Below are 24,763 nucleotides of genomic sequence, written 5' to 3' on the forward strand. Positions count from 1 at the left end.
CGGCTGCCTGCAACAAATTTATCTTTTTATCTTAAAAACCTGCCACCAACGCCCCACTTGCCCAATTTTGCGTAGTACGCTAGCTCCGTTTCCTGCCCTGCTCCATGCCCGCTCCTTCCCACCTGATTGTAATCGGCACGTCGGCCGGCGGCATGCCGGCACTGGTCCAGCTAGTGGGCCAGCTGCCGGCCACGCTGCCCGCCGCCGTGCTGGTGGTGCAACACTTTTCTACCGATGCCGACGGCCAACACTTCGTCGAACGACTGGCCCGCCACAGCCCCATGGCCTGCCGCCTGCCCGCCGATGGCGACCCCATTGAGGCCGGCACCCTCTACCTCGCGCCCCCCGACCGCCACCTGCTGGCCAAAGACGGCAGCACGCCGCACCTGCTCGTGACCAAGGGCCCGCGCGAAAACCACTACCGCCCGGCCGCCGACGCCCTGTTCCGGTCGGCCGCCGTGGCCTTCGGGTCGCGCGTGGTGGGCGTGGTGCTCACCGGCATGCTGCACGACGGGGCCGCCGGCCTCGAATTCATCAAGCGCTGCGGCGGCCTCGCCGTGGTGCAAGACCCCCACGAGGCCGAATACCCCAGCATGCCCGAAACCGCCCTCCGCAACGTGGACGTCGATTACGTGGTGCCGCTGCATATGATGGGTGCGCTGCTGGAAGAGATAACCGCCCGCCCCCTGCCCGAACGCAAAGGAGAAGTACCCGAAGACCTGAAGCAGGAGGCCGCCATTGCGGAAAGAGTTGTGGGAACCACCGACGAGGTACTGCAAATTGCACATCCCGTGCCCCTCACCTGCCCCGATTGCGGCGGCAGCTTGTTTGAGGTGAACAACGGCAAGCTGCTCCGCTACCGGTGCCACACCGGGCACGCCTTCACGGCCGATGGCCTGCTGCACAGCGCCCAGCAAACCCTGGAAGAAACCCTCTGGGTGGCCCTTCGCATGATGGAGGAACGCAAAAACCTGCTCAGCAGCATGGCCGCGCGCGGCGCGGGCCCCTACCCGGTGCAGCAGGAAGAACGCATCGAAGAAATCAAAAAGCACATCAACCGCCTGCGCGAGTTCTTGCTGAATGGCAACACGGGCAACGCCCCGAAGGGCACGTCCGCAGGCTGAGCGCCGCACGGGTTTCCGGAAAGCCCGCGGCCGAAGCGGTGCCTAAATGATGTTGCGCCGGTTTAGAAACTGGCGGTAGTTCTGGTGTTCCTGCGCCATTTGCTCGCGCACCTGGTCAATGGCTTGGGCCAGCGTGATTTCGCCGCGCACGTAGCGTTGCAGCGACGCCACGGTATCGGCGTTGGCCGGGGTACCGGTCAAGGCCTGAATGTCGAGGGTGTTGCGGGCGGTGAGCTGGCGGCGCTGCCAATGGGCGCGCTGGTCGGCCGGCAAGTCGTCCGGAATCGGACCAAAGAAGGCGGGTAACATAAGAATGAACTGCAGCTGAATAGGGATAAGGCGAAGGGAAGCAACCACTCAGACGGCTTGGTCGTCGCGCTGCTGGGCCGTTTGGCGGGCGGCGTCGAGCAGGGTGGGCACCATGCAGGGCGCCGGGCCCAGCTCGCGCTTCAGCAGGTCTTTTTTCACACGCTCGGGCACGTGCACCAGCACCAGCTGGGAATGTTTTTCTTCGAGCTGGTGGTGAGCGCCCCACAGCAGCTGAGCCGCTTCGTCGGAGAGGGAGTGCAACATGCCGCAGTCGACCCACACGGCCGGTTTGCCGCTGCGCTGGGCGCAGTGCAGGGAGTGGGCCAGGGCGGCTTCGGGTTCGTCGGAGCGGCTGGGGGCCAGGATGAGCAGGTAGCTGTCGGGCAGCAGTTCGTGATACACAACGGTCATAAAACGGAAAGGGAATAAGGACTCGGCAGCCTGAGAATCGGTAGCGTGGCGCCTGGCACAATATGTTCAGCGAGAGGGTGCTACCCCTAGCTTTACAAATTTCCGTAATCCTATATTGTAAAAACAGGGGATAAGTACGGGTTTGTGCCTGCGAAAAATACTGAAACTCAACCTCGGATAAATTCCATTTGGCCCATTCCTTGGCAGGCCTTGCCCTTTCCCACGTTGCCCTTAAAACATTTCTGCCGGCCCTGCGTCTGCCGCAGGCAGTTGGCCGGAAACCGGTAATTTGGCCATCCACGGCGCGGTGCCCTGCCGCGCGGCTTGTTTCACCCTTTTTTCTTTTTCGTTTATGAGCCCATCGGTACGCAACGTCATTGCCTGGATTCTGCAGGCCCTGCTGGCCGCCATGTTCATCTATGGCGGCTTCTCGAAGCTAATGCAGCTCGACGCCACCATGAAAATGTTTGGCAGCTTGGGCTTGCCGGGCTGGTTTGGCGGCTTCATCGGGGTGGCTGAGCTGCTGGGCGGCATCGGGCTGCTGGTGCCGCGCACGGTGCGCCCGGCGGCCCTGGGCCTCATCGTCATCATGCTGGGCGCGGTGTTTATGCACGCCACCAAAATTCCCGGCGGCCTGGCCAAGGGCGTGCCGGCCATTGTGGCGCTGGTGCTGCTGGTGGTGGTGCTGGTGCTGCGCAGCCGCCCCGTGCCCCGGGCACTGTAACTGCGCCGCCCTCTTTCCCAAACCATTGCCGCCCGGCCGGGTTGCTTGCCTTCTGGCCGGCCCGGCCGGGCTACTTGTGCTCTCATGAAAATACTCTATAGCTACCTGCGCAACTACTGGCCGCTGCTGGTGCTGGCCCTGGTGCTGGCCGCCGTCAACCAGGTGTTCTCGCTGCTCGACCCATACTTTTTCCGCCAGCTCGTCGACCACTTCACGGCCAAGTACCCCGATGTGGCCGGGGTGCGGCTGGTGCAGTTCTGGCCGTTCTTCTGGGAAGCCATTCCCCTCATCGGCATCATGCTGGGCGTGGCCATGGTGTCGCGCATTGCCAAAAACTTTCAGGACTACTACGTCAACGTCATCACCCAGCGCCTGGGGGCCAAAATGTACTCCGACGGCCTGCGCCACTCGCTGGAGCTGCCCTACCAGGTGTTTGAGGACCAACGCTCGGGCGAAACCCTGGGCAAGCTCCAGAAGGTGCGCATCGACGTGGAAAAGCTCATTCAGAGCTTCGTCAACGTGCTGTTCACGGCCCTGGTGGGCATTGTGTTCGTGATGTGGTACGCCGTCACGGTGTACTGGCCCATTGCGCTGGGCTATTTTCTCACCATTCCGCTGCTGGGCATTCTGAGCTTTTTCCTGAGCAAGCGCATCAAGGTGATTCAGAAAACCATTGTGGCCGAAACCACGGCCCTGGCCGGCTCCACCACCGAAAGCCTGCGCAACATCGAGCTCATCAAGAGCCTGGGCCTGGCCCAGCAGGAAACCGAGCGCCTGAACGCCACCACCGACAAAATCCTGAAGCTGGAGCTACGAAAGGTGCGCTACCTGCGCTCGCTCAGCTTCGTGCAGGGCACCTTCGTGAACCTGCTGCGCAACATCATCATCCTGCTGCTCTTGTACCTGCGGGTGCAAAACCACATCAGCCTGGGCGAGTTCTTCTCCTTCTTCATCTACTCGTTCTCCATCTTCGGGCCGTTGCAGGAGCTGGGCAACATCATCGGGGTATACCGCGAAACCGAGATTTCGCTGGGCAACTTCCAGACCATCCTCGACACGCCCAAGGACGTGAAGCCCGCGCACCCCAAGTCGGTGGCGCACATCAACGACCTGGCCTTCGAGCACGTCAGCTTCAAGCACCTCACGGCCAAGGGGCCGGCCCTGTCCGACATCTCCTTCAGCACCCGGCTGGGCGAAACCATTGCCTTCGTGGGCCCCTCGGGCTCGGGCAAAACCACGCTGGTGAAGCTGCTGGTGGGCCTCTACCCGCCCCTCTCGGGCCGCATTCTCTACAACGGCATTCCCGGCGCCGAAATCGACCTCGACGAACTGCGCGAGCAAATCGGGTTCGTGACGCAGGACACGCAGCTGTTCAGCGGCACCATCCGCGAAAACCTGCTTTTTGTGGCTCCGCAGGCCACCGACGAGGAATGCCTGCTGGCCCTGCGCCAGGCCGCGGCCGACTCGCTGCTGGCCCGCGCCCCGCTGGGCCTCGACACCGTAATTGGCGAGGGCGGCGTGAAGGTATCGGGCGGCGAAAAGCAGCGCCTCAGCATTGCGCGGGCGCTGCTGCGCAAGCCCACGCTCATGGTGTTCGATGAAGCCACTTCGGCCCTCGACTCCCTCACCGAAGAAGAAATCGGCAAGACGGTGCGGGAGCTCTCGGGCTCGCGTCAGCACATGACCATCCTCATTGCCCACCGCCTCAGCACCATTCTGCACGCCGACCGCATTTTTGTGCTGGAGCGCGGCACCGTGGCCGAGCAGGGCCGCCACGAAGAGCTGCTGGCGCAAAAAGGCCTCTACTACGCCATGTGGCGCCAGCAGATTGGCGAGCGCAAGGAAACCGCGGCTACCAGCGCGGTAGCCGTGTAGCGGCTCTGGCAAACATAAAAAAGCCCCGACTCCATCCGGCGTCGGGGCTTTTTTGCAAGTGGCGTCCGCACATGCGCGCTTCTAACAACATCATGCCAGGCCCAGGTCTTATACAATTACCTGCTGTTTAGGGTCGAAATCGGGCTTCGGCGGCTGGGGGTTCATGGCTTCCAGGGCGGCCACCACTATTTCCGACATGGCCAAGTCGCGGGCCCACTTGTGGTTGGCGGGTATCACAAACCAGGGCGCGTCCTCCGAGGAGCAGTGGCGCATGGCATCTTGGTAGGCCTGCTGGTAGTCGTCCCAGTAGGCGCGCTCCTTCAGGTCGTTGGGGTCAAATTTCCAGTTTTTGGCGGGGTCGTCGAGGCGGGCCTGCAGGCGCTGGGCCTGCTCGTCTTTGGAGATGTGCAGAAAGAACTTGAGCACCACCGTGCCGTTGCGGGTCAGCAGCTGCTCGAAGTGGTTGATGTCGTCGTAGCGCTCCTGGCAGGTTTTTGCATCAATCAGGCCATGCACCCGGGTGATGAGCACGTCCTCGTAGTGCGAGCGGTTGAACACGCCAATGTGCCCGCGCTTGGGCGTTTGCGCGTGAATGCGCCACAAAAAATCGTGCTTGAGTTCCTCGGTGGTGGGCGCCTTGAAGGTGGCCACCTGCACGCCGGCCGGGTTCACGCCCGTGAGCAGGTTCTCGATGGCGCCGTCCTTGCCGCCGGTGTCCATGGCCTGCAGCACAATGAGCAGGCTGCGGCGGTGCTCGGCGTAGAGCAGTTCCTGCAACTCGCTCAGGCGGCGGCGCAGCTCCAGCAGGCGCGGCGCCACGTCCGATTTATCGTCGGGCCGGTTGGCAAAGGGCGTGATGTCGTCCGGGCCCACGTCGGCCAGGCGAAAAGACTTGCTCTTGACGTAGACGGCGGGTGTTTTGGGGAGCTTGAAATTCATGAAACGGTACTGAAAACACAGGGAAGGTAAAACGGCGGTTGTTCGCAGGGCCGCGCGGCTAGCCGCCCACCGCCCGCGCGATGCCGAACGCCGCGGCCGCTGCCAGCGCGCCCACCACGGCCATTTTGATGGCGCCCGCCACCGGCGGCTGGCCCGTCATGCGGCTTTTAAAGTAGCCAAACACCAGCAGGCACACCAGCGTGATGGCCGCCGACCACACCAGCCCCTGCGTGGGCGAGTTGGTGAGAAAATAGGCGCTGAGCGGGATGAGGCCGCCCAGCGCATAGGCCAGGCTGATGGTGACGGCGCTTTTGGGCGCCTGTTTGGGGTCGGGCTCTTCAAGACCCAGCTCGTACTTCATCATGAACTTCACCCATTGCTCGGGGTCGGCGGTGAGCTCGGCCACGGCCTGGCGGCGGGTGGCTTCCGACAGGCCCATGTCGGCCAGCAGCTCGTCGACCTCGGCGCGCTCTTTTTCGGGCACTTCGCGCACTTCGCGGTGTTCGCGGTCCAGCTCGGAGGCGTAGTGCTCTACCTCGGTGCGGCCGGCCAGGTAGCCGCCCAGGCCCATGGCAATGCTGCCGGCCACAATTTCGGCCAGCCCTGCCGTGATGACCAGCCCCGACGAGGCCACGGCCCCGCTCAGGCCCGCGGCCAGCGCAAACGGCACGGTCAGCCCATCGGAGAGGCCGATGACGATGTCCTGCAGCATGGCCGAGCTGGTCATGTGCAATTCGGGGTGCGGGTCTTCGGCCAGCGCGGGGGCCGTGGTACGGGGCTCAGTCATGGAACACGTTTACAAGAAGGCAACCTTAACCCGACGGGGTGCTTTACGTACGCAGAAACAGAATTTTTCGCCGCCGGCCCGTTCCGGTTTTCTTTCACCTCACTCCTTCCCATTCCTATGGCATCCTCCGCCAAAACGGCTGCCCCCAAAGCCGCGGCCGCTAAAAAAGCCCCGGCCGCCCAGGCCAGCGGCCAAAACGCCCGTTCCAACGCCGCCGTCAACATTCAGCCCGTGCTGGGCCAGCAAAACAACGCCCCCGCGCCCACCCAGCGCTACGGCACCGTGAGCCAGCGCCTGCCCATCGGCCTCGACGAAAAAACCCGCCAGGAAAGCGTGACCGGCCTCAACCAGCTGCTGGCCGACACCATCACCCTGCGCGACATGTACAAAAAGCACCACTGGCAGGTGGTGGGCCCCACGTTCTACCAGCTGCACCTGCTCTACGACAAGCACTACGAGGAGCAGTCGACGCTGGTCGACGCCATTGCCGAGCGCATCCAAATTCTGGGCGGCGTGGCCGTGGCCATGGCCCACGACGTGGCCGAGCTTAGCAGCATCCCGCGCGTGCCGCGCGACCGCGAAGAAGCCCCCGTGCAGGTGTCGCGCCTGCTCGACGCCCACCAGCGCCTCCTCAAAAACTGTCACGAATACGCCGACACCGCCGATGAAAACGGCGACGACGGCACCAACGACCTCATCGTGAGCCAGCTCATTCGCACCAACGAGATGCAGGTGTGGTTCGTGTCGGAGCACGTGGTCGACTCGCCCCTGATTCAGGCCAAGTAGCCGCCTAAGCGCGTCCCTGCAAGGGGCGGCCGATGGACCGAAGCGCCCGCCCGGCGCAACGGAGCCATCGGCCGCCCTTTTTTCGTTATTGCAGGTGAGCGGCCAGCTTGTCGTTGTGGTTGTCCTGGGCTTCCTCCACGGTGTGGGTCTTGCCCAAGTCGTTGTCTTTTTTGGCCATCTCGGCCAGCGCGCAATAAAAGTCGTGCAGCAGCCGGATTTCTTCTTCCGAAAAATCCTGCGCGTTGATGAGGCGGTTGCTGGCGCCTTTTTGAGCCGCAATCAGCTCATTGAGCTTGAGGTGCAGCACCAGCGAGTCTTTATTTTGGGCGCGCTGAATGAGAAACACCATCAGAAAAGTGATGACGGTGGTACCCGTGTTGATGACCAATTGCCAGGTTTCGGAATAATGAAAAAGCGGCCCCGTGAGGGCCCACACCAGCACCAGCCCAGCCGCAATCACAAACGCCGGCGTCGACCCCGAAAACTCGGTGATGGCGCTGGCCATGCGTCCGAAGAAGGATGAGGGAGCGGGTTTTTCGGGAAATTTCATAACGAAAAGAGGTCGAAGGTGAACAAGGGAAGGCGGAAGGCGCCAAATTTCGGCAAGGTAACCTGCTGAATCATGGAAGTTTGGTGAAAAAGCGCGGCGATGTTTGGTAAGTGCGGTTTTCGCCGGCTATCTTTGCACCCGCTTCGCCGCCTCAGCGAAGCCGGTTTCGGCCGAATTGCCCGGTTTAGTTGCCTTTTGCGCACGTGGTGAAACTGGTAGACACGCCATCTTGAGGGGGTGGTGCCTTCGGGTGTGGGAGTTCGAATCTCCCCGCGCGCACGCAAAACGGAAAGCCCGCTGCAAGTACTTGCAGCGGGCTTTTTCGTTGCTGGTTTCCTGAAGTGGCAATGTCATGTGTCGGCTGCGCTCGGCATGACGCTCTTTTCAGCTTGGCCCTACTCGCGCTCAAACGGGTTGCCGGGCTTTACCAGCACCACCCGCTCGCGCTCCACCAGCACCTGCCCGGGCAGAGCACCTTTGGGCTTGCGCACGTACTTTTTAGGCGTCACGGTCACGGGGCACAGCGTGTCGTGCTGGCGGCGCGAATACCAGCCGGCCAGCTGCGCGGCGTGCTCTATCACGGGTTCGGGCACGGTGTGCCCGGCTCGCTGCCGGATGACAACGTGCGACCCCGTCACGTCTTTGGCGTGCAGCCAGAGGTCGTCCTTGTGCGCATATTTCTGGGTGAGCAGGTCGTTGTTGGCGGCATTGCGGCCCACCAGAATGGTGAAGCCCCGGTCTTCAAACACTTTGAACGGCAGTTCCGTGGGGGCTTTGGCCGCCGTGGGCGCGGGGTCGAGGCCGTGCAGCTTACGCCAGGCGCGCAGGCCGCGCAGCTCGGCGAGCTGAGGCTGGGTGTCCAATTCCTCCAGTCGCTCCAGGGCCGTCAAGGCTTCGGCTTCGCGCCGGGCAATGCGCTCGGTGAGTTGGCGCTCTTCAATTTGCTGATTCTTGCCCTTGCGGTACAGGTTTTCGGCGGTGAGCTGGGGCTTCTCGTTGGGCTTTAGCTTGATGGTCCGGGGCTGGTTGGTGTAAAAGTCCAGCACCTCAATCTGCTCGGCGCGGGCCGGAATGGCGTGCAGGTGCGCCATAATCAGGTCGGCGGTGTGGCGGTAGCCGGCTTCGTGGGCCAACGCGTGCAGGCGCTGGCGAGCGTGGGCAGCGGCCGTGCTGGCTTCGTCGGCACGGCGCTCCAGCAGTTGGCGCAGCTGCTTGGTTTCCATCTCCAGCGCCCGCCGGCCCAGGGCCATGGGCACGAAGCGGCGCAGGGCACCGATGGGGTCGTCGCCGGGCAGCGTTTCGAGGATGTCGCCGAGGGGCAGCAAGCTCAGGCGGGTGCGGCCATCGAGCTGAATGAGGTAATAATGCGCCGGCTTTTCCAACTGCGCCAGCACTTGGTTCACCAGCCGGGTTTTCACTTCGGGCGGCGCCTGGTCGTAGCCCTGGGTACGCAGGTAGCGCAGGGGCAAGTCGGCCAGCGGGGGCGGCAGCTTGCCGGCTGCTACGGGTACGGGGGCGGCTTGCGGTTTCAGGTCGGCGTCGGCCAGCAGCTTTTGCTGAAACAGCTGGGCGGGCGCCTCAGCCGCCGTGCAAAAAATGGCATTCGGCCGCGGGCCGTAGAGCTTGAACACCAGCCGGGCACCGCTCCGAAAATTCACTTGCAGCACCCGGTCTTGCGGCCAAGCGGCCACGCTTTCCACTTGCTCCCCCAGCAGGCCCGGAAATAAATCCACCGAATTTGAACGAGCGCGCTGAAAGGTATCGGGCAGGGCCAGGGCCGGAAACGTAGCGCCCAGCTGCGCCTTCAGCCAGAACTCCTTGCCGCCATCCGTGAGGCCAATCACCAGCTCATCCTTTTCCTGCGTGAAACACACGGCCACGCGGAAGCCCCGCAGCCGCTCGGTGAGTGCGGGGGCCAGCTGGCGCAGGAAATAGTAATTGGTGTGCATAAATAAACCGGCAGGAATGTGCCGCGATGCGTTCCTACACCGTCACTTTCAGCCCATCATACGCCAGCCGAATCCACTCCGGCAGCTCGGCTTCCACTTCCTGGTGGCGGCCCAGCTGGTGGCTGATGTGCGTGAGGAAAGCCCGCTTGGGCGCGGCCTCTTCCAGCACCGCAATGGCCTGGGCCAGCGTGAAGTGCGAAATGTGCTCCTCGCGCCGCAGGGCGTTGAGCACAATCACGTCGGCGTCGCGGAGCTGGGCGCGGGTTTCGGGCCCGATGTGGTTGGCATCCGTCAGGTAGCAGAAGCCGCCGATGCGGAAACCCAGCACCGGCAGGCGGTGGTGCATGGCCCGCAGGGGCAGCACCGAAACCCCCAGCACGTCAAACGGCGCGTCGTCGCGCTCGATGGGGTGCAGCGTCACGCGCGGCACGCCAGGGTACTTGTTTTCGGCAAAAATGTAGGCAAACTCCTGCTGCAACTGGCGCAGCACGCGGGGCTCGGCAAAAACCGGCATGTCCGTCTGCTGCCGGAAGTTGAAGGCCCGGATGTCGTCGAGGCCGGCGGTGTGGTCTTTGTGCTCGTGCGTGAAGAGCAGCGCGTCGAGGTGCGTAATGCGGGCGCGCTGCATCTGCTGCCGAAAATCGGGGCCGGAGTCAATGACGAAGCTGTGGCTGCCTACCTCCACATGCACCGACACGCGCAGGCGATGGTCGCGGTGGTCGAGCGAGCGGCACACCGCACAGGTGCACCCTATCATGGGCACGCCCGACGAGGTGCCCGTGCCAAGGAAGGTTACAACCATTTTAAAGAGTGAATGGGTGCGTGAGTGGGCGAATGAGCAAGGAGCCATTCGCCCATTCACGCACCCATTCATCAATTAGCCTACGTATTGCTTCACCACGCGCACGAGGGCGTCGAAGTCGAGCGGCTTGGGAAGGTAATCGGTCACGCCGGCCTCGCGAAACTGGTCCATCGAGTAGTTGTTGGCGTTGCCGGTGATGGCGATGATGGGCAATTTATTGATGGCTGGGTCGGCGTGGGCGCGGATTTCGCGGGTGCATTGCATGCCGTCCTTCACCGGGATGTTGATGTCCATGAGCACACAATCGACCGGGGTGGCTTCGAGTTGCTTGAGGACTTCGCCCCCGTTTTTGGCCAGCACGATTTTGTACTTCTGCAACTCCAGAATCTTACGGGTGAGGTTGAGAATCACCGAGCTGTCCTCAGCAATCAGAATGGTTTTGGATTGGGTATCGACGGACATGAGCGTTGGGGGTTGGATTGGGTTGGGGGTAGAAAAATAGAAGAACGGACCGAAATCATTCGGCAGGGGTACTGATGGCTCGCTCAACGGCGCCGGGGTATTCGGCTACGAACTGTGCAAAGTAATGTTCCAGAAGTTGAAATCCCGCCGCGCCCTCTTCCATGCGGCCGCCCTTGAGCTGGTGCTCGAGGTAGCGGGCCTGGGCCGCCAGGGCCACGCCGCCCAGCGTGGCGGCCGTGCCTTTGAGCTGGTGTAGCATGGGCAGCAGGTCGCGGAAATTGCCCTCGGCGGCCGTGGGGGCGGCGTCGCGCAGCAAGTCGCCGGCCTCTTGCTCAAACTCCTGGTAGAGGTCGGACGTGAACTCGGTGCCGCCCAGCTCCACCAGCTGCCGCAGGATGGTTTCGTCGAGCGTGGGCTCCTTAGCCACCTCGGGCGCGGGCGTGGGCAAGGGCGGCGGTCCGCCGGCCAGCGTAACCGGCGCGGCCGGCGCATTGGCCAGGGCCGACCCTTCGCCCACGGGGCGGCCGGGGCGCGGGCGCAGCCAGCGGTGCAGCACTTCGTAGAGGTGGCGGCTTTTCACGGGCTTGCCCACGTAGTCGTCGAGGCCCTGGCGCATGAAGCGGCCGGCGTCTTCCTGCATGGAATACGCCGTCATGGCCACCACGGGCGGGCAGCTTTCGCCCAGCAGGCGCCGGATTTCGGCCGTGGCGGCCACGCCGTCCATGTCGGGCATCTGGATGTCCATGAAGATGATGTTGAAGTCGGCCCCGGGGGCCGTCACCATTTCAATGGCTTCGGGGCCGCCGCCGGCCACGCTCACCTGGCAGCCCAGCTTGGTGAGCAGGCGCTGGCCCACTTTCTGGTTGATGGCGTTGTCGTCGACGAGCAGCACGCGCGGCGAAGCTTCAAACGGCTGGAACACGGGCTCGCGCACCTGCGGCGCGGCGGGCAGCTCGCTGCTCACGGCCTCGCGGGCGCTGATGGTGAACCAGAACACCGAGCCTTCGCCCTCATCCGACAGCACCCCGATTTCGCCGCCCAGCAGTTCGGCCAGTTGCCGGCTGATGCTCAGGCCCAGGCCCGTGCCGCCGTAGGCCTTGCTGGGCGTGGTGTCGAGCTGCGTGAAGTTGGTGAAGAGCAGGCTGGCGTTGTCGTTGGAGATGCCGATGCCCGAGTCCTGCACCGCGAAGCGCAGGGTGTGGTGCTCGCCGTCGGTGCTCACGCTGCTCACCACAATGGCCACGGTGCCCTCGTTGGTGAACTTGATGGCGTTGGCCACCAAGTTGGACAGAATCTGGAGCAGGCGCACCTCGTCCGTTATCACGAAGCGCGGCGTGTGCGGCGTGATGTGGTAGGTGAAGCGAATGTGCTTCTGCTCGGCCCGGTAAATGAACAGGGCCCGGATGCGCTCCATCACGGCCTGCAGCTCGATGGCCGTTTCGTGAATTTGCAGCTTGCCAGCCTGAATTTTCGACAGGTCGAGGATGTCGTTCAAGATGGTGAGCAGCGCGTCGGAGCTCTTGCGCAGGGTGTCCACGTAGTCGAGCTGCTCCTCGGTTTCCACCGTCTGGTCGAGCAGGTCAATCATGCCGATGATGCCGTTCATGGGCGTGCGCAGCTCGTGGCTCATGTTGGCCAGAAACTGCGTTTTGGCTTCCAGGGCGGCTTCGGCCTCGTCCTTGGCCTTGCGCAAGTCGTCCTGCATCTGCCGGATTTCGGTCACGTCGCGGGCAATGCCCTCGGTGCCGAACTGGCCGGGCTCGCCGGTGGCTTCCTCGCCTTCGGGCGGGGTGGCCATGCGGGCGTTCACGAGCACGCTCACCGGGTAGCCGTCCTTGTGCCACATCTGGGTTTCGAAGTTGCGCAAGCCCCCGCTGCGCTCGGCTTCCGCGTTGGCGCGGGCCATGTCGTCGGCGTCCACGAAATAGCTGCTCACCGGCTGGCCAATGACTTCTTCGGGCTCGTAGCCCAGTACGTCGCGCACCGAGGGGCTCACGATGGTGAGCAGGCCGTTGCCGTCGGTGCGGTAGTAGATGTCCTGAAACGACTCGAAGATGTTGCGAAACTTCTCCTCCTGGGCCTCCAGGGCCAGCTGGGCGCGCTTCTGCTCGGTGATGTCGTGCGCAATGGCCGAGATTTCCTCAAACGAGCCGTCGCCCAGGTAAATGGGGTTCAGGTGAATGTCGGTCCACACGTCGTAGCCGCGGGCGTCGCGCAGGCGCATCTCAAAGCGCTGGGCCTGGCCCTTGGCGGCGGCGTCGTAGTGACGCACAAAGATGTCGCGCTCGTGCTCGGGCATGTGGGCCAGGTCGGCCTCCCACAGGTTGAGGCCGCGCACGGGGTAGGTGCCGTTGCGCCGCAAGAACAGGGCCGCGTAGTTGCGGTTGAAGTTCATGAGGTGGGCGCGGGTGTTCACCGTCCACATCACGTGCGAGCCGCTTTCAAAAATGGCGTTCAGGCGGGCCGTTTGCTTGCCAATCTGCTCCTCGTTGCGCTTGCGCTCGATGGCCAGGGCCACCTGGTTCGAAATGAAGTGCAGCACGTCCAGGTCGCCGGGCGTGTAGGCGTCGGCGCGGGTGTAGTCCTGCACGGCCAGCACCCCGATGATGCGGTCGCCGATGCTCAGCGGCGAGGCCAGCATCACCTCGGGCACCAGGCCGTGGGCCGTGACGGTGCCGCTGCGCACCAGCTGCTGAAAGTCGGTGTGCGTGAGGTAGCGGGGCTGGCCGCCGGCAATGATGTACTCCGACACGCCATTGCTGAACGGCAGCGCGCCCAGCGGGCGGTGTTGCGGGTGCTGGTCGACGTGGTAGGCAAACTGCAACTGCGTGCGGGCGTCGTCGCACAGGGCAATGAACAGGTTGCTGGTTTCGATAATCTTGCTCAGCTCGCGGTGAATGGCGCCGTAAAGACTGGGCAGGTCCTTGGCCGAGATGGCCAGGTTGGCGATGCTATAGTAGACTTTCTGCAGGCGCTCGGCCTTGATGCGGTCGGTGATGTCGTGCAGAATGGCGCGGCTGCTCACCGGCTGGCCTTCCTCGCGCACCACGCTCATGCTCCCGATGAGGTGCACGGGCTTGCCCTGGTTGGTCAGAAACACGGTTTCGACCTTGTTCACGGGCTCGCCGTCGTAGAGGTTGCGCAGCTGGTAGAGCAGCTTGGCCTTGTAGTACGGGTGCACCACGTCGGCCAGGGTGCGGGTGGCCAGCTCGGCGTCGGAATAGCCCAGCTTTTCCTTCCAGGCCTTGTTCACAAACAGGAAGCCGTTGTCGGCGCTCAGGTGCTGCACCAGGTCCTGGGCATTGTCAAGAAAGTCTTGCAGGTGGGTGCTGTCGCCGGCCAAGGCGGGGCTGGCCAGCAGCTGCTCGTTGGGCACTTCGCCGGCCATCCACATGCCCGTGATGGTGCCGGCCACGTCGCGCGTGAACCCCGTGCGCCAGTGCACCTGCCGGAGCTGCCCGGTGCGCGTGAGCACGGGGCGCTCGGCGTTGGGCGCGAGGGTTTCGTTGGCAATGGCCTCCAGGTAGGCTTGGTGCTGGGCTGCGCGCTCGGCCTGGGGCGTAAACATCTCGTAGCCGATGCGGCCCACTACCTGCTTGCGCGTGTAGCCGGTGAGCGCCAGGAAGGCTTCGTTCACGTCCATGACGGTGCCCACCACGTCGAGCAGCACGTACACTTGCCCCAGTTGGTCGAGCAGCGCTGTCAGCGGCGGCGCCACGGGGCGAGTCGAAGAAGCAGCCGGGAATGAAGCCATACAATAACGCGTCCTGCCTGTTGAATTTCCTGCTAATATAACCACCGCCGTGCCGGGCGGCGGCGTAAATTTGGCCAAAATAAAATAACTAACGCGGCGCTGCCCGGGCGGCGCCAGCTTCTGCTCTTGCCGCCCCCGTCCGCGCCGCGCCTGCTCTTCGCCGTCACCACCGACCTGTGCTTCGACCAGCGCATGCAGCGCATTTGCGGCAGCCTGGCCGCGGCCGGCTACCAGGTGCAGCTCGTGGGCTGGCAGCGGCCCGCCTCGCCCCCGCTCACGCCCCAGCCCTACCAACAGCACCGCCTGCGCGGTTGGTTTCGGAAGGGCAAGCTGTTTTATCTGGAGTACAACCTGCGGCTGCTTTTCTATTTGCTCAGCCAGCGCGCGGCCGCCTGGTGCGCCTGCGACCTGGACACCGCCCTGCCCGTGTGGCTGCGGGCCCGGCTGGGCGGGCAGCCGCTGGTGTACGATGCCCACGAGCTGTTCACGGAAGTGCCCGAGGTGGTGGCCCGGCCGGCGGTGCAGCGCGTGTGGCGCTGGGTGGAAAGCTTCATCGTGCCGCGGGCCCGGCTGGCGTATACCGTGGGCCCGGCGCTGGCCGGGGTGTTTAAGCAGCGCTACGGCCGGCCGTTTGCGGTGGTGCGCAACGTGAGCCGGCGGCGCGAGGAAGACGTGTTGCCACCTGCTCCGGCGGCCGCACCGCCCGGCGGCTACATCCTGTACCAGGGGGCCCTGAACGTGGGCCGCGGCCTCGAAAGCCTGCTCGACGCCATGCCCCAGGTGGCGGGCCGGCTGGTGCTTTGCGGCGAAGGCGACCTTTCGGCGGCCCTGCGCGCGCAGGCCGCACGCTTGGGCCTGCTGGCGTCGGGCAAAGTGGAATTTCGCGGCTTCGTGCTGCCCGAGGCACTGCGCGAGGTGACGCGGCACGCGGCCGTGGGCATCATGTTGCTCGAAAACATCGGCCTGAGCTATTACTACTCGCTGGCCAACAAGTTCTTCGACTACGTGCACGCCGGCATCCCGCAGGTGCTCATCGACTTCCCCGAATACCGCGCCCTCAACGACGAGTTCAACGTGGCCGAGCTGGTGACGGACCTGGCCCCCGCCACCCTGGCCCGGGCCCTCAACCGCCTGCTGCGCGACGAGCCCGCCCGCTACCACCATTTGGCCGAAAACTGCCGCCGCGCTGCGCCCCAGCTGAGCTGGCAGCACGAAGAGCAGGAGCTGCGCCGGCTGTGGGGTGGCGTGGTACCGGTGGCACCTGCCGGGCGGCTACCCAATCAGGAACAACCCCACGCCTAACATGAAAAACGTTCTCCTGCTTGCGGCCATCGGGGCTGTGCTGGTCATCGGCTTCTACGCCCGGCAAATGTGGAGTTGCCATGCCTCGCTGACCCCGGCCCAGGCCAAGCGGCTGCGCACGGAGTACAGTCGAGAAGACCTTTCCTACTTTGGGCAAATTGCTTTTGGGAATGATTTGGGCACATTGAGCGAAACCATTCATCGGTGGAACCGGCCGGTTGTGCGCGTTGCAATCATGACGGCCTGCACCGCAGCCGAAAAGCAGGAAGTGCGGCGGGTTTTGGCAGACCTGAACACCATTAGCCGCAGCACCAAGTTCCAACTGCAGCCCGACGAGCCGGACCTGCGCATCTACTTTGCGCCCATTCAGGATATTCCGCAGCTGTTTCGGGGCCACGATGGTAGTGCAAACGGCATTTTTGCTTTTCGCACCACGCCGTGCGGCGAGATTACCAGCGCCACAGTGGCCGTGGCCAACAACTTAACTTTCGCGGGCCATGAGGAAGCCATTATCCGAGAGGAAATAGCGCAAAGCATTGGGCTTCCCAAAGACACCAACCGCTACCCCAAAAGCGTATTTTCCTCCAATCGTCAAATTGTCATCGACCAAGTTTCCGGCGACACCTACCACCTTTTTGCCACCAAGTTTTTGCCCATTGACCGACGCATAATCAGCATTCTTTACAATTCGGGGATACCGGTCAATACGTCACGGGCTGATTTCACCCGCCACGTGCTTGCGGCGCCAGAATAGCGGGTGAGCGAAACGCGGGGCCCTGCCCATGAAACCTCAGCCCAGCGGGCAGCACGAGGCGTGGGAGCTGCGCCGGTTGTGGACGCAAGTGGTGCCGCTGACCGATTAGCCAAGGGCAATTGCCCGACTTCCTGCATTAGCTATGCCGCATGCCTGCACAATCAACTGCCGGCAGATTCAGGGGCGGCCCGGACCGAGCAATGCGCGGCAGAGGGCGGCGCAGGGCAAGGCCACCGGAAAAACGGCCAGCAGGCCAGCGGCTCGGGGCAAGGCCACGCCCAGCAGGTTTTGCCCGTAGAGCGGCGCGGCGTTGAACAAGAAGCTCAGGTCCGAGGTGTGGGCCGTCACGCCCAGCTGGCCCAGCCGCAGGTAGGCGCCTACCACGGGCAGCAGCAGCCCCGCGCTGAGCCAATACCCGGCGCGAAAATCCCGCCGCGGCGCCCGACGCCACCGGTCGATGCAGCGCAGCAACGCGGCGGCGGTGAGGCCCACCAAGAGCACGAGGGACAGGAGTTGGGGCAACATATAAGGCAGTGGAAGAAGCGCTACAAAGGCACGGGAAACGGGGCAGGCCCCTGTTGCGCAAAGAAACGGCCGGACAGCTAATTCAAGATTCACTGGCACGTGGGTGCCCGGGCCGGCGCCGTGTGGCCTAACTTCGTACGACCGTTTTTGCCACTGCCAGCCGCGGCGCGGGGCAGTGCCGGCGGGCACCTCCCACCCGCATTTTATATGCTAGTCTTGAAAAAACTGACTCTTGCCCTGCTCCTCGGCACGGCCTGCTTTGCCGCCGGCGCCCTGGTGGCGCGGCCCACGGCCCCGGAAGAAATTACGGTGCCCATGCTCCGCGCCGCCCAGCAGCTCATGGGGCTAAGCTTTTCCGAGGCCCAGCTCGACTCGACCCGCCGCAACCTGACCGGCTACCGCGACAGCTACGAGGCCTTGCGCAAGCTGGACATGCCCAACAGCGTGGCCCCGGCCGTGGTGTTCGACCCGCGCCCGCTACGGCTGCGCCAGGCCAGCCTGGCCGCTGCCACCACCACCCCCGGCAAGCTGCCGGAAATGGCCAAGGTGAAACTTCCCGCCACCCGCGACGACCTGGCATTCTACACCGTGCGGCAGCTGGGCGAGCTGCTGCGCACCAAGCAGATTTCGTCTGAGGAGCTGACCACGTTCTTCCTGGCCCGCCTCAAGAAGTACGACCCCAAGCTGCACTGCGTCATCACCCTCACCGAGGAGCTGGCCCTGCAGCAGGCCCGCCAGGCCGACCAGGAAATCAACGCCGGCAAATACCGCGGGCCGCTGCACGGCATCCCCTACGGCGCCAAGGACTTATTTAGCGCCAAAGGCTACAAAACCACCTGGGGCTCGGTGCCCTACAAAGACCAAACGCTGGACGAGGACGCCGCCGTGGTGGTGCGCCTGCGCGCCGCCGGGGCCGTGCTCTGCGCCAAGCTCACGCTGGGCGAGCTGGCCCAGGGCGACGTCTGGTTTGGCGAGAAGACCCGCACGCCCTGGGACGTCACCAAGGGTTCCAGCGGCTCGTCGGCGGGCTCGGCCTCGGCGGTGGCGGCGGGGCTGCTGCCGTTTGCCATTGGCACCGAAACGCTGGGCTCTATCATCAGCCCCAGCACGGCCTGCGGCGTCACCGGCCTGCGCCCCACCTACGGCCGCGTGAGCCGCGCCGGCGCCATGGCCCTGAGCTGGACCATGGACAAAGCCGGCCCGCTGGCCCGCTCGGCCGAGGACTGCGCCATCGTGCTGGCCGCTCTCACCGCCGCTGGCCCCGACGCCCGCGACCCGGCCACGATGCAGGCGCCCAACGCTTTCCGCTACGCCTTCGGCACCAACCTCAAAAAGCTGCGCGTGGGCTACGTGAAAAAGGCGTTCGACCAAGACTACCCCACCAAGGCCAACGACCAAGCCAGCCTCGACGTGCTGCGCAAGCTGGGCGTGGAGCTGGTGCCCATCGAAATGCCGGCCATCGCGGCGGGCAGCCTGCGCTTCGTGCTCACGGCCGAAGGCGCGGCGGCGTTCGACGCCCTCACCCGCTCGGGCCGCGACGGCCAGATGGTGCTCCAAAACCGCTTCGCCTGGCCCAACACCTTCCGGTCGTCGCGCTTCATCCCGGCCGTGGAATACCTGCAGGCCCAGCGTGCCCGCAGCCTGCTCATCGAGCAGATGGACGCCCAGCTTAAGGGGCTGGATGCCTACATCACGCCTTCCTTCAGCGCCAGCCTGGTGGTCACCAACCTCACCGGCCACCCCGCTATTGCGTTGCCCAACGGCTTCACGGCCCAGGGCCTGCCCACCACCATCACCTTCATCGGCCAGCTCTACGAAGAAGGCACCCTGCTGGCCCTGGCCAAGGCCTACCAGGACGCCACCGAGTTCGACGAAAAGCATCCCCCTCTGACTTTTTAAATGGCGGACCTGCTTCCCCCTTCCATTCTTGCCCAGCTGGCGCCCACGCCCACCGACCCGCGGCCCGTGCTGCTCACCATTGCCGGCCCCACGGCCGTGGGCAAAACGGCCCTGTGCGTGCAGCTGGCCCAACAATTCAACACCGAAATCGTATCGGCCGACTCGCGCCAGTTCTTCCGCGAACTGAGCATTGGCACGGCCAAGCCTACCCCGGAGGAGATGCAAGGCGTACCTCATCATTTCATCGACAGCCACGGCATCAGCGAGGACTACAGCGCCGGCCGCTTCGCCGCCGATGCCCTGGCCGTGCTCGAAAAGCTATTCCAGCGGCACCCGCTGGTCATCCTCACCGGCGGCTCGGGCCTCTACGTGCAGGCCGTCACCGACGGGCTCGACGAGCTGCCCAGCGTGCCGCCCGAAATCCGGGCCCAGCTCCACACCGAGCTGGCCGCCCACGGCCTGCCCCACCTCGTGGCCGAGCTAGCCCAGACCGACCCCGTGGCCCACGCCCGCATCGACCAGCAAAACCCGCAGCGCATCGTGCGCGCCCTGGAAATTACGCGCGCCACGGGCCGGCCGTTTTCCAGCTTCCACACCAGCGCCCCGCCGCCCGAGAACCCGCTCTTCCGCAACGTGAAAGTGGCCCTTACCCGCGAGCGCGAAGTCCTTTACGCGCGCATCAACCTGCGCGTGGAGCACATGCTGGCCGCCGGCCTGCTGGAGGAAGTGCGCGGCCTCCTCCTCTACCGCCACCACCACGCCCTGCAAACCGTGGGCTACCAGGAAATTTTCGGCTACCTCGACGGCGACTACGACTGGGCCGAGGCCGTGCGCCTGCTGCAGCGCAACACCCGGCGCTACGCCAAGCGCCAGCTTACCTGGCTGCGAAGGGACGCGGCGTACAATTGGGTGGAGTTGGGATAGGAAAGCAGCATGACGTGCTGCTTTCCGTCTTGGCTTACACGCTCAAGATTTCTACCATCCGCATAAAGCTCTGGTTGATGAGCTTCTTCTTGTTGATGGTGTCGATGAACGGCGTGTACACCAGCTTCTTGTCGATGATACCGGCCATGACGTTGCGCATGCCATTCATCAGGCCTTCCACGGCGGCAATGCCGAGCTGCGAGCCCAGCAGGCGGTCGGCGGCCGTGGGCGAGCCGCCGCGCTGAATGTGCCCAATCACGGTCACGCGGGTGTCGAGTTGCGGGATGGCTTCCTTTACGCGGGCCGCCACCTGGGTGGCGTTGCCTTCCTCGTCGCCCTCGGCCACGATGACGATGAACGAAGTTTTGGAGCGGTGCCAGCCGGCCTGCAGGGTTTCCACGGCCACGTCGGTGCTCATCTGGGTTTCCGGAATCATCACGATTTCGGCCCCGCCGCCGATGGCGCACGGAATGGCGATGTAGCCCGAGTCGCGGCCCATCACCTCCACGAAGAAGCACCGGTCGTGCGAGTCGGCCGTGTCCCGGATTTTGTCGATGCACTCCAAAGCGGTGTTCACCGCCGTGTCGTAGCCAATGGTATAATCGGTGCCGTACAGGTCGTTGTCGATGGTGCCGGGCGCGCCCACGGTGGGGATGCCGAATTCCTCCTCAAAAATCATGGCGCCGGTGAAGGTGCCGTTGCCGCCGATGGCCACCAGGCCCTCGATGCCGTGATTCACCAGCTGGTCGAAGGCCTGCTGCCGGCCTTCTTTGGTCATGAACTTTAGGCTGCGGGCCGATTTCAGGATGGTGCCGCCCTTCTGCACCGTGTTGGAAACCGACGCCGAATCGAGCCGCACAAACTCGCCCTTAATCATGCCGCTATAGCCGCGCATGATGCCATATACCTCAATGCCGTGGTACGTGGCGGTGCGCACCACGGCCCGGATGGCGGCGTTCATGCCCGGCGAGTCGCCACCGCTGGTAAATACTGCTATTCTCTTCATCAACTTGTTCTTAAATCATGCGGGCAGGCCAATGGCGCCCAAACCCCGCAAAGTTGGCGAAACGATTGCATATCCGCTGCAGCCTGCCCCAAAATACCCACCGGCGGCGCATCATCTTTTTTTTACCTTTTGCGTAACAATGGCAGAAATCAGCCGGTTTTTTTACTACATTGACTCAACAATCGGCCCGATTGCTGTAAAATCATCTTCCACCTCTTAATTCCCACGTTTTATGTTCGGTTTTTTCGAAAATGAGCAAGCCAAAAAAATTAAAGGCCACCTGCTGAACCTGGCGGCCCTGGCCAAAGCGGACGGCCACATCGACGCGCGGGAGATGAACTTCATCCTGGCCGTGGGCAAGAAGAACGGTCTGAGCCAATCGGAGGTGCAGGCGCTGGTTTCGGGGGCCAAAGGCACGAGCAACGACCTGCCCACCAACGATTCCGAGCGGTTCGACCAGATTTTTGACCTGGTGGACATGATGCTGGCCGACGGCATCGTGGACGAGACGGAGATGGAGTTCTGCATCATGATGGCCGAAAAGCTGGGCTTCCGCAAAGCCATTGTGGGGGTGCTGGTCCGCAAAATCTCGCAGGGCGTGAAAGACGGCCTGCCGCGCGAACGCATCAAAGAGGAAAGCAATTCCTTTTTGAATTACAACGAGTTGCCCCGGCCCCAGGTAGTCTTGTAGGCTTATGGCACAAGCTTACTCTTGAGTGCTTGCCCTCCGTTGCCGGCCCGCCGCTTTCCGACTTTGTCGGCATCGCGGCGGGCCGGTTTGCGTAGCTGGCAACCTAGCTGATGCCCGTGACGTGCGAAATGGCCCGCAATAGGGCCGCACAGGCCTCGTCAATCTCGGCGTCGGTGATGATGAGCGGCGGCGCCAGCCGCAGGGAATTGTCGCAAAACAAGAACCAATCGGTGAGAATGCCTTCGTGCTCCAGCGCATGGTCGATGATGGGCTTGAGCACCGCGAAGGACTCGAACTCCACCGCCATGAGCAGGCCGCAGCCGCGCACGGCCCGGATGGCCGGGTGCCGTAGCTGCCCCCGAAACCGGGCCGCCTTGGCCGCCACGCCCTCGGCCAGCCGCTCGTCCTGAATGACTCGCAGGGTGGCCAGCGCCGCCGCGCAGCTCACCGGGTGCCCGCCAAACGTGGTGCAATGCCCCAAAATGGGGTTGGTTTTGAAACCCGACATGATTTCGGTGCTCGAAATGAACGCCCCGATGGGCATGCCGCCGCCCATGCCCTTGGCACACACCAGTATATCGGGCTCTATGCCGAACTGCTCGAAGGCCCACATGCTGCCCGTGCGCCCGTAGCCGCACTGAATTTCGTCCAGAATGAGCAGCGCGCCCACTTCGGTGCAGCGGGCGCGTAGCGCCGGCAGGTAGTCGGGGGCGGGCACGCGCACGCCGGCTTCTCCCTGCACCGTTTCGATGACCACGGCGGCGGTGCGCTCGGTGATGAAGGCCAGGTCGGCCAGCTCGTTGTGGCGAATGTGGCGCACATCGGGCAGCAGCGGGCGGAAGCTGTTCTTGAAGCCCTCGGAGCCGGTGATGGACAAGGCGCCGTGCGTGGAGCCGTGGTAGGCGTCGAGGCAGGAAATGAGCTCGGTGCGGCCGGTGTGGCGCTTGGCCAGCTTCAGGGCGCCCTCAATGGCCTCGGTGCCGGAGTTGGTGAAGTATACCGAATCGAGCTGCGCGGGCAGGGTTTGGTGAATGGCCTCGGCCAGTTGGGCGGGCACGGCCTGCACCAACTCGCCGTACACCATCAGGTGCAGGTACTTGTCGAGCTGGGCCTGAATGCCGGCCAGCACGCGCGGGTGGCGGTGGCCCACGTTGCTCACGCCAATGCCCGAAATCAGGTCGAGGTAGCGGCGGCCGTCGGGGCCGTACATGTAGATGCCTTCGGCCCGCTCAATTTCCAGCAGCAGCGGAAAGTCGGAGGTCTGGGCCTGGTGGCGCAGAAATAATTGGCGGGGTGTCAGAACCACAGATTTTTCGGATTTAAGCGTATAATCGGATTTTGTATATAGCCGTTTGTCATCCTGAGCGCAGCGAAGGACCTTATCACGTCTGAGCCAGATTGGTTATAACGTGATAAGGTCCTTCGCTGCGCTCAGGATGACGAACAACTTTCAAAACCAGCGAAAAATGATTTCGATTATTCCGCAAAAATAAAGAGGCCGCTGCGGGGGCAGCGGCCTCTGGGCATAGCTCAGAAAGAAAAGCCTCAGTTGGTGTCGACGGCCGCTTGGCCACCTGCACCGGCCACGCGCTTGATGACTTCCTTGGTGAAGTCGCGCTCGGCCTGAAACAATTGGGCGACTTGGCGCAGCGAAATCACCTTCTGAAACTTATCGAAGTACTCCTTTTCCAGATTCAACTCCTGCTGGCGCATGGCGAAGGCCTGAGTGAACGTGTCGCGAATCTGCTGGTCGGTCATGCCCTCGGATACGTCGCGGCGCAGCAGCCGGCCGCTGCGGTTGAGCTCGCGGCGGCGGGCCGAAAACTCGTTGTAGAGCGGCCAGAACTTCTGGGCTTGTTCCTGCGTGAGCGAGACGCGGTTGGTGATGAAGGCAATTTTGGCGTTTTCGAGCTGGCCGAGGCGCTGTCCTTTGCGGCCTCCGCCCAAGCCTTGGCCGCCCAGACCGCCGCCGCCCTGGGCGTGGGCAGCCGGCGCCGCGGCCGCCAGCAAGGCAGCGAGGCTAACTAATCGCAGTACAGATGAAATAGCGGGCATAATAGAGGAAAGGAATTACAAATACGTCAAGTCTTCCGAGGGCTGGTCGTCGAGGGCCTGGGCCAGTTCCTCTTCCGACGCGTGCAGGAAGCCTTTGGTGATGTTGGGGTGGGCGGCCGTGAGCACGGCCAGGTCAGTATTCTCGACGCGGGCGCCGCTCGTGAGCAGGTAGCCCACCAGCTCGGTGCGCGGCACGGCGTCGAGCGAAGCCACGGCTACGGGGGGTTCCGGTGCCGGCCCGCTCAAGAAAAAAGAGGCCGCAAAACCGCCCAGCACGGCCACCGAAGCCAGGCCGGTGCGCATAGCTGGCGTGAGCCAGGCCAGCCAGCCGGGCACGGCCGGGCGGGCGTCGGCCTGGGGCAGCCGGGCCATTATCTGGGTCGGAAGCTTATCGAAATAGCCAGCGGGCGGCTCGCTCAGCAGCGGGCGGGGCCGCCGGGGGTGCGCGTCTAGCTTGAAAGTAGGTTTCATGGCAGTTGGATGAAGAACAGTGGGCGGCGTTTAACTCCGCAGGTAAAAATTTGTCTTTTGGCCGATTAATCGTCGGTGCTGCGGGTCACGTATTCCTCCACTTTCTTCACGGCGTGGTGGTAGCTGGCTTTCAACGCGCCCACGCTGGTGCCGGTTATTTCGGCCATTTGCTCGTAGGGCATCTCGTCGTAGTAGCGCAGGTTGAACACCAAGCGCTGCTTGTCGGGCAAGCGCAGAATGGCTTGTTGCAGCTTCAGCTCGATGGCGTCGCCGGCAATGGCCGGGTCGGCTTCTACCTTGGCGGCCAGCTCGGCGCCCACGTCGGTGAGCGGCAACAGAAACTTGCGCCGCTTGCTGCTCAGGAAGTTGAGGCACTCGTTGGTGGCAATGCGGTATATCCAGGTGAAGAGGGCCGCGTCTTGCCGGAAATTCTCCAGGTGCTTCCACACCTTCACAAACACGTCCTGGGTAAGGTCGTCGGCGTCGTCGTGGTCTATCACCATCTTGCGCACGTGCCAGTACACCTTGCTCTGGTACTTGCGCACGAGCTGGTTGAACGCCAAGTTGCGCGAAGCCGGGTCTTGAAACTTGAGGAGGATGTCGTGGTCTTCCAAACGGAGAGGCCGGGTTGAAGGCAGTAACGAACGCGGGTTGGATGGCCGTT

The 24,763-nt window shown here is 63.7% G+C and carries 24 protein-coding genes and 1 tRNA gene; 10 read left to right on the forward strand and 15 right to left on the reverse strand.

The genetic code is table 11. The features are described 5' to 3' along the window. The first annotated feature begins 104 nt into the window (after window positions 1-104). Window positions 105-1,124 (forward strand): chemotaxis protein CheB, encoded by a 1,020-nt coding sequence (locus tag JAO73_RS03465; RefSeq protein WP_198975780.1) that lies wholly within the window; start codon window positions 105-107, stop codon window positions 1,122-1,124. Window positions 1,125-1,166: 42 nt separating this feature from the next. On the opposite strand, the gene JAO73_RS03470 is transcribed toward JAO73_RS03465, so the two are convergent. Continuing rightward, the gene (locus JAO73_RS03470; protein WP_198975781.1) at window positions 1,167-1,433 is read right to left on the reverse strand and encodes an antitoxin VbhA family protein; all 267 of its coding nucleotides are present in this window, start codon (window positions 1,431-1,433) and stop codon (window positions 1,167-1,169) included. A 48-nt stretch (window positions 1,434-1,481) separates the two neighbouring features. Beyond that, complete coding sequence (locus JAO73_RS03475) at window positions 1,482-1,844, reverse strand: hypothetical protein (RefSeq protein ID WP_198975782.1); 363 nt, start codon at window positions 1,842-1,844, stop codon at window positions 1,482-1,484. 352 nt (window positions 1,845-2,196) lie between these two features. Here JAO73_RS03475 and JAO73_RS03480 point away from each other — a divergent pair, with 352 nt between their 5' ends. Continuing rightward, a complete protein-coding gene (locus JAO73_RS03480) occupies window positions 2,197-2,568 on the forward strand; it encodes a DoxX family protein (protein ID WP_198975783.1) in 372 nt (123 codons plus the stop codon). A gap of 84 nt (window positions 2,569-2,652) precedes the next feature. Next, a complete protein-coding gene (locus JAO73_RS03485; protein ID WP_198975784.1) occupies window positions 2,653-4,443 on the forward strand; it encodes an ABC transporter ATP-binding protein in 1,791 nt (596 codons plus the stop codon). A 108-nt stretch (window positions 4,444-4,551) separates the two neighbouring features. Here JAO73_RS03485 and JAO73_RS03490 read toward each other — a convergent pair whose 3' ends face one another. Continuing rightward, window positions 4,552-5,382: a polyphosphate kinase 2 family protein gene (locus JAO73_RS03490; protein ID WP_198975785.1), complete on the reverse strand. Its 831-nt coding sequence runs from the start codon at window positions 5,380-5,382 to the stop codon at window positions 4,552-4,554. 58 nt (window positions 5,383-5,440) lie between these two features. Further along, on the reverse strand, window positions 5,441-6,169 hold the full coding sequence (locus JAO73_RS03495) for a VIT1/CCC1 transporter family protein (protein ID WP_198975786.1): 729 nt from the start codon (window positions 6,167-6,169) through the stop codon (window positions 5,441-5,443). A 117-nt stretch (window positions 6,170-6,286) separates the two neighbouring features. On the opposite strand from JAO73_RS03495, the gene JAO73_RS03500 reads away from it, so the two are divergent. Continuing rightward, entirely contained in the window at window positions 6,287-6,955 is a 669-nt protein-coding gene (locus JAO73_RS03500; protein WP_198975787.1) for a Dps family protein, read from the forward strand. Between the two features lie 85 nt (window positions 6,956-7,040). Here JAO73_RS03500 and JAO73_RS03505 read toward each other — a convergent pair whose 3' ends face one another. Continuing rightward, window positions 7,041-7,505, reverse strand: a complete 465-nt coding sequence (locus JAO73_RS03505; RefSeq protein WP_198975788.1) for a low affinity iron permease family protein — start codon at window positions 7,503-7,505, stop codon at window positions 7,041-7,043. Between the two features lie 197 nt (window positions 7,506-7,702). On the opposite strand from JAO73_RS03505, the gene JAO73_RS03510 reads away from it, so the two are divergent. Then, window positions 7,703-7,784 (forward strand) — tRNA-Leu (locus JAO73_RS03510). 116 nt (window positions 7,785-7,900) lie between these two features. Here the strand turns inward: JAO73_RS03510 and JAO73_RS03515 are convergent. From JAO73_RS03515 to JAO73_RS03530, 4 genes are all read right to left on the reverse strand, one after another. After that, complete coding sequence (locus JAO73_RS03515; protein WP_198975789.1) at window positions 7,901-9,454, reverse strand: NFACT RNA binding domain-containing protein; 1,554 nt, start codon at window positions 9,452-9,454, stop codon at window positions 7,901-7,903. A 34-nt stretch (window positions 9,455-9,488) separates the two neighbouring features. Continuing rightward, window positions 9,489-10,256: an MBL fold metallo-hydrolase gene (locus JAO73_RS03520; protein WP_198975790.1), complete on the reverse strand. Its 768-nt coding sequence runs from the start codon at window positions 10,254-10,256 to the stop codon at window positions 9,489-9,491. Between the two features lie 75 nt (window positions 10,257-10,331). Beyond that, window positions 10,332-10,718 (reverse strand): response regulator, encoded by a 387-nt coding sequence (locus JAO73_RS03525; protein WP_190923274.1) that lies wholly within the window; start codon window positions 10,716-10,718, stop codon window positions 10,332-10,334. A gap of 55 nt (window positions 10,719-10,773) precedes the next feature. Beyond that, window positions 10,774-14,472 carry a PAS domain S-box protein gene (locus JAO73_RS03530; protein ID WP_198975791.1) on the reverse strand — a complete coding sequence of 1,233 codons (3,699 nt, stop codon included), beginning with the start codon at window positions 14,470-14,472 and terminating at the stop codon, window positions 10,774-10,776. Between the two features lie 126 nt (window positions 14,473-14,598). Between JAO73_RS03530 and JAO73_RS03535 the strand changes: the two genes are divergently transcribed. Then, the gene (locus JAO73_RS03535; RefSeq protein ID WP_198975792.1) at window positions 14,599-15,774 is read left to right on the forward strand and encodes a glycosyltransferase; all 1,176 of its coding nucleotides are present in this window, start codon (window positions 14,599-14,601) and stop codon (window positions 15,772-15,774) included. A 37-nt stretch (window positions 15,775-15,811) separates the two neighbouring features. Further along, complete coding sequence (locus JAO73_RS03540; RefSeq protein ID WP_198975793.1) at window positions 15,812-16,528, forward strand: DUF2927 domain-containing protein; 717 nt, start codon at window positions 15,812-15,814, stop codon at window positions 16,526-16,528. A gap of 177 nt (window positions 16,529-16,705) precedes the next feature. On the opposite strand, the gene JAO73_RS03545 is transcribed toward JAO73_RS03540, so the two are convergent. After that, window positions 16,706-17,053, reverse strand: coding sequence for a hypothetical protein (locus tag JAO73_RS03545; protein WP_198975794.1), 348 nt, complete (start codon window positions 17,051-17,053; stop codon window positions 16,706-16,708). 216 nt (window positions 17,054-17,269) lie between these two features. Between JAO73_RS03545 and JAO73_RS03550 the strand changes: the two genes are divergently transcribed. Both JAO73_RS03550 and miaA read left to right on the forward strand, forming a co-directional pair. Beyond that, entirely contained in the window at window positions 17,270-18,952 is a 1,683-nt protein-coding gene (locus JAO73_RS03550) for an amidase (protein WP_410504848.1), read from the forward strand. Next, window positions 18,953-19,876, forward strand: coding sequence for a tRNA (adenosine(37)-N6)-dimethylallyltransferase MiaA (gene miaA / locus JAO73_RS03555; RefSeq protein ID WP_198975796.1), 924 nt, complete (start codon window positions 18,953-18,955; stop codon window positions 19,874-19,876). A 34-nt stretch (window positions 19,877-19,910) separates the two neighbouring features. Here the strand turns inward: miaA and pfkA are convergent, their stop codons facing one another. Beyond that, window positions 19,911-20,882, reverse strand: a complete 972-nt coding sequence (gene pfkA, locus JAO73_RS03560) for a 6-phosphofructokinase (protein WP_190923267.1) — start codon at window positions 20,880-20,882, stop codon at window positions 19,911-19,913. A 232-nt stretch (window positions 20,883-21,114) separates the two neighbouring features. Here pfkA and JAO73_RS03565 point away from each other — a divergent pair, with 232 nt between their 5' ends. After that, window positions 21,115-21,573 (forward strand): tellurite resistance TerB family protein, encoded by a 459-nt coding sequence (locus JAO73_RS03565; protein WP_198975797.1) that lies wholly within the window; start codon window positions 21,115-21,117, stop codon window positions 21,571-21,573. A 103-nt stretch (window positions 21,574-21,676) separates the two neighbouring features. On the opposite strand, the gene JAO73_RS03570 is transcribed toward JAO73_RS03565, so the two are convergent. The 4 genes from JAO73_RS03570 to JAO73_RS03585 all read right to left on the reverse strand — a co-directional run bounded on the left by JAO73_RS03570 (window position 21,677) and on the right by JAO73_RS03585 (window position 24,713). Then, window positions 21,677-22,873, reverse strand: a complete 1,197-nt coding sequence (locus tag JAO73_RS03570; RefSeq protein WP_198976108.1) for an aspartate aminotransferase family protein — start codon at window positions 22,871-22,873, stop codon at window positions 21,677-21,679. 245 nt (window positions 22,874-23,118) lie between these two features. Then, window positions 23,119-23,628, reverse strand: coding sequence for a hypothetical protein (locus JAO73_RS03575; RefSeq protein WP_198975798.1), 510 nt, complete (start codon window positions 23,626-23,628; stop codon window positions 23,119-23,121). A 15-nt stretch (window positions 23,629-23,643) separates the two neighbouring features. Continuing rightward, the gene (locus tag JAO73_RS03580; protein ID WP_198975799.1) at window positions 23,644-24,099 is read right to left on the reverse strand and encodes a hypothetical protein; all 456 of its coding nucleotides are present in this window, start codon (window positions 24,097-24,099) and stop codon (window positions 23,644-23,646) included. Between the two features lie 65 nt (window positions 24,100-24,164). Further along, window positions 24,165-24,713, reverse strand: a complete 549-nt coding sequence (locus JAO73_RS03585) for an RNA polymerase sigma factor (protein ID WP_198975800.1) — start codon at window positions 24,711-24,713, stop codon at window positions 24,165-24,167. Window positions 24,714-24,763 lie beyond the last annotated feature (50 nt).

The organism is Hymenobacter miniatus (assembly GCF_016427455.1).
GTDB lineage: Bacteria > Bacteroidota > Bacteroidia > Cytophagales > Hymenobacteraceae > Hymenobacter > Hymenobacter armeniacus.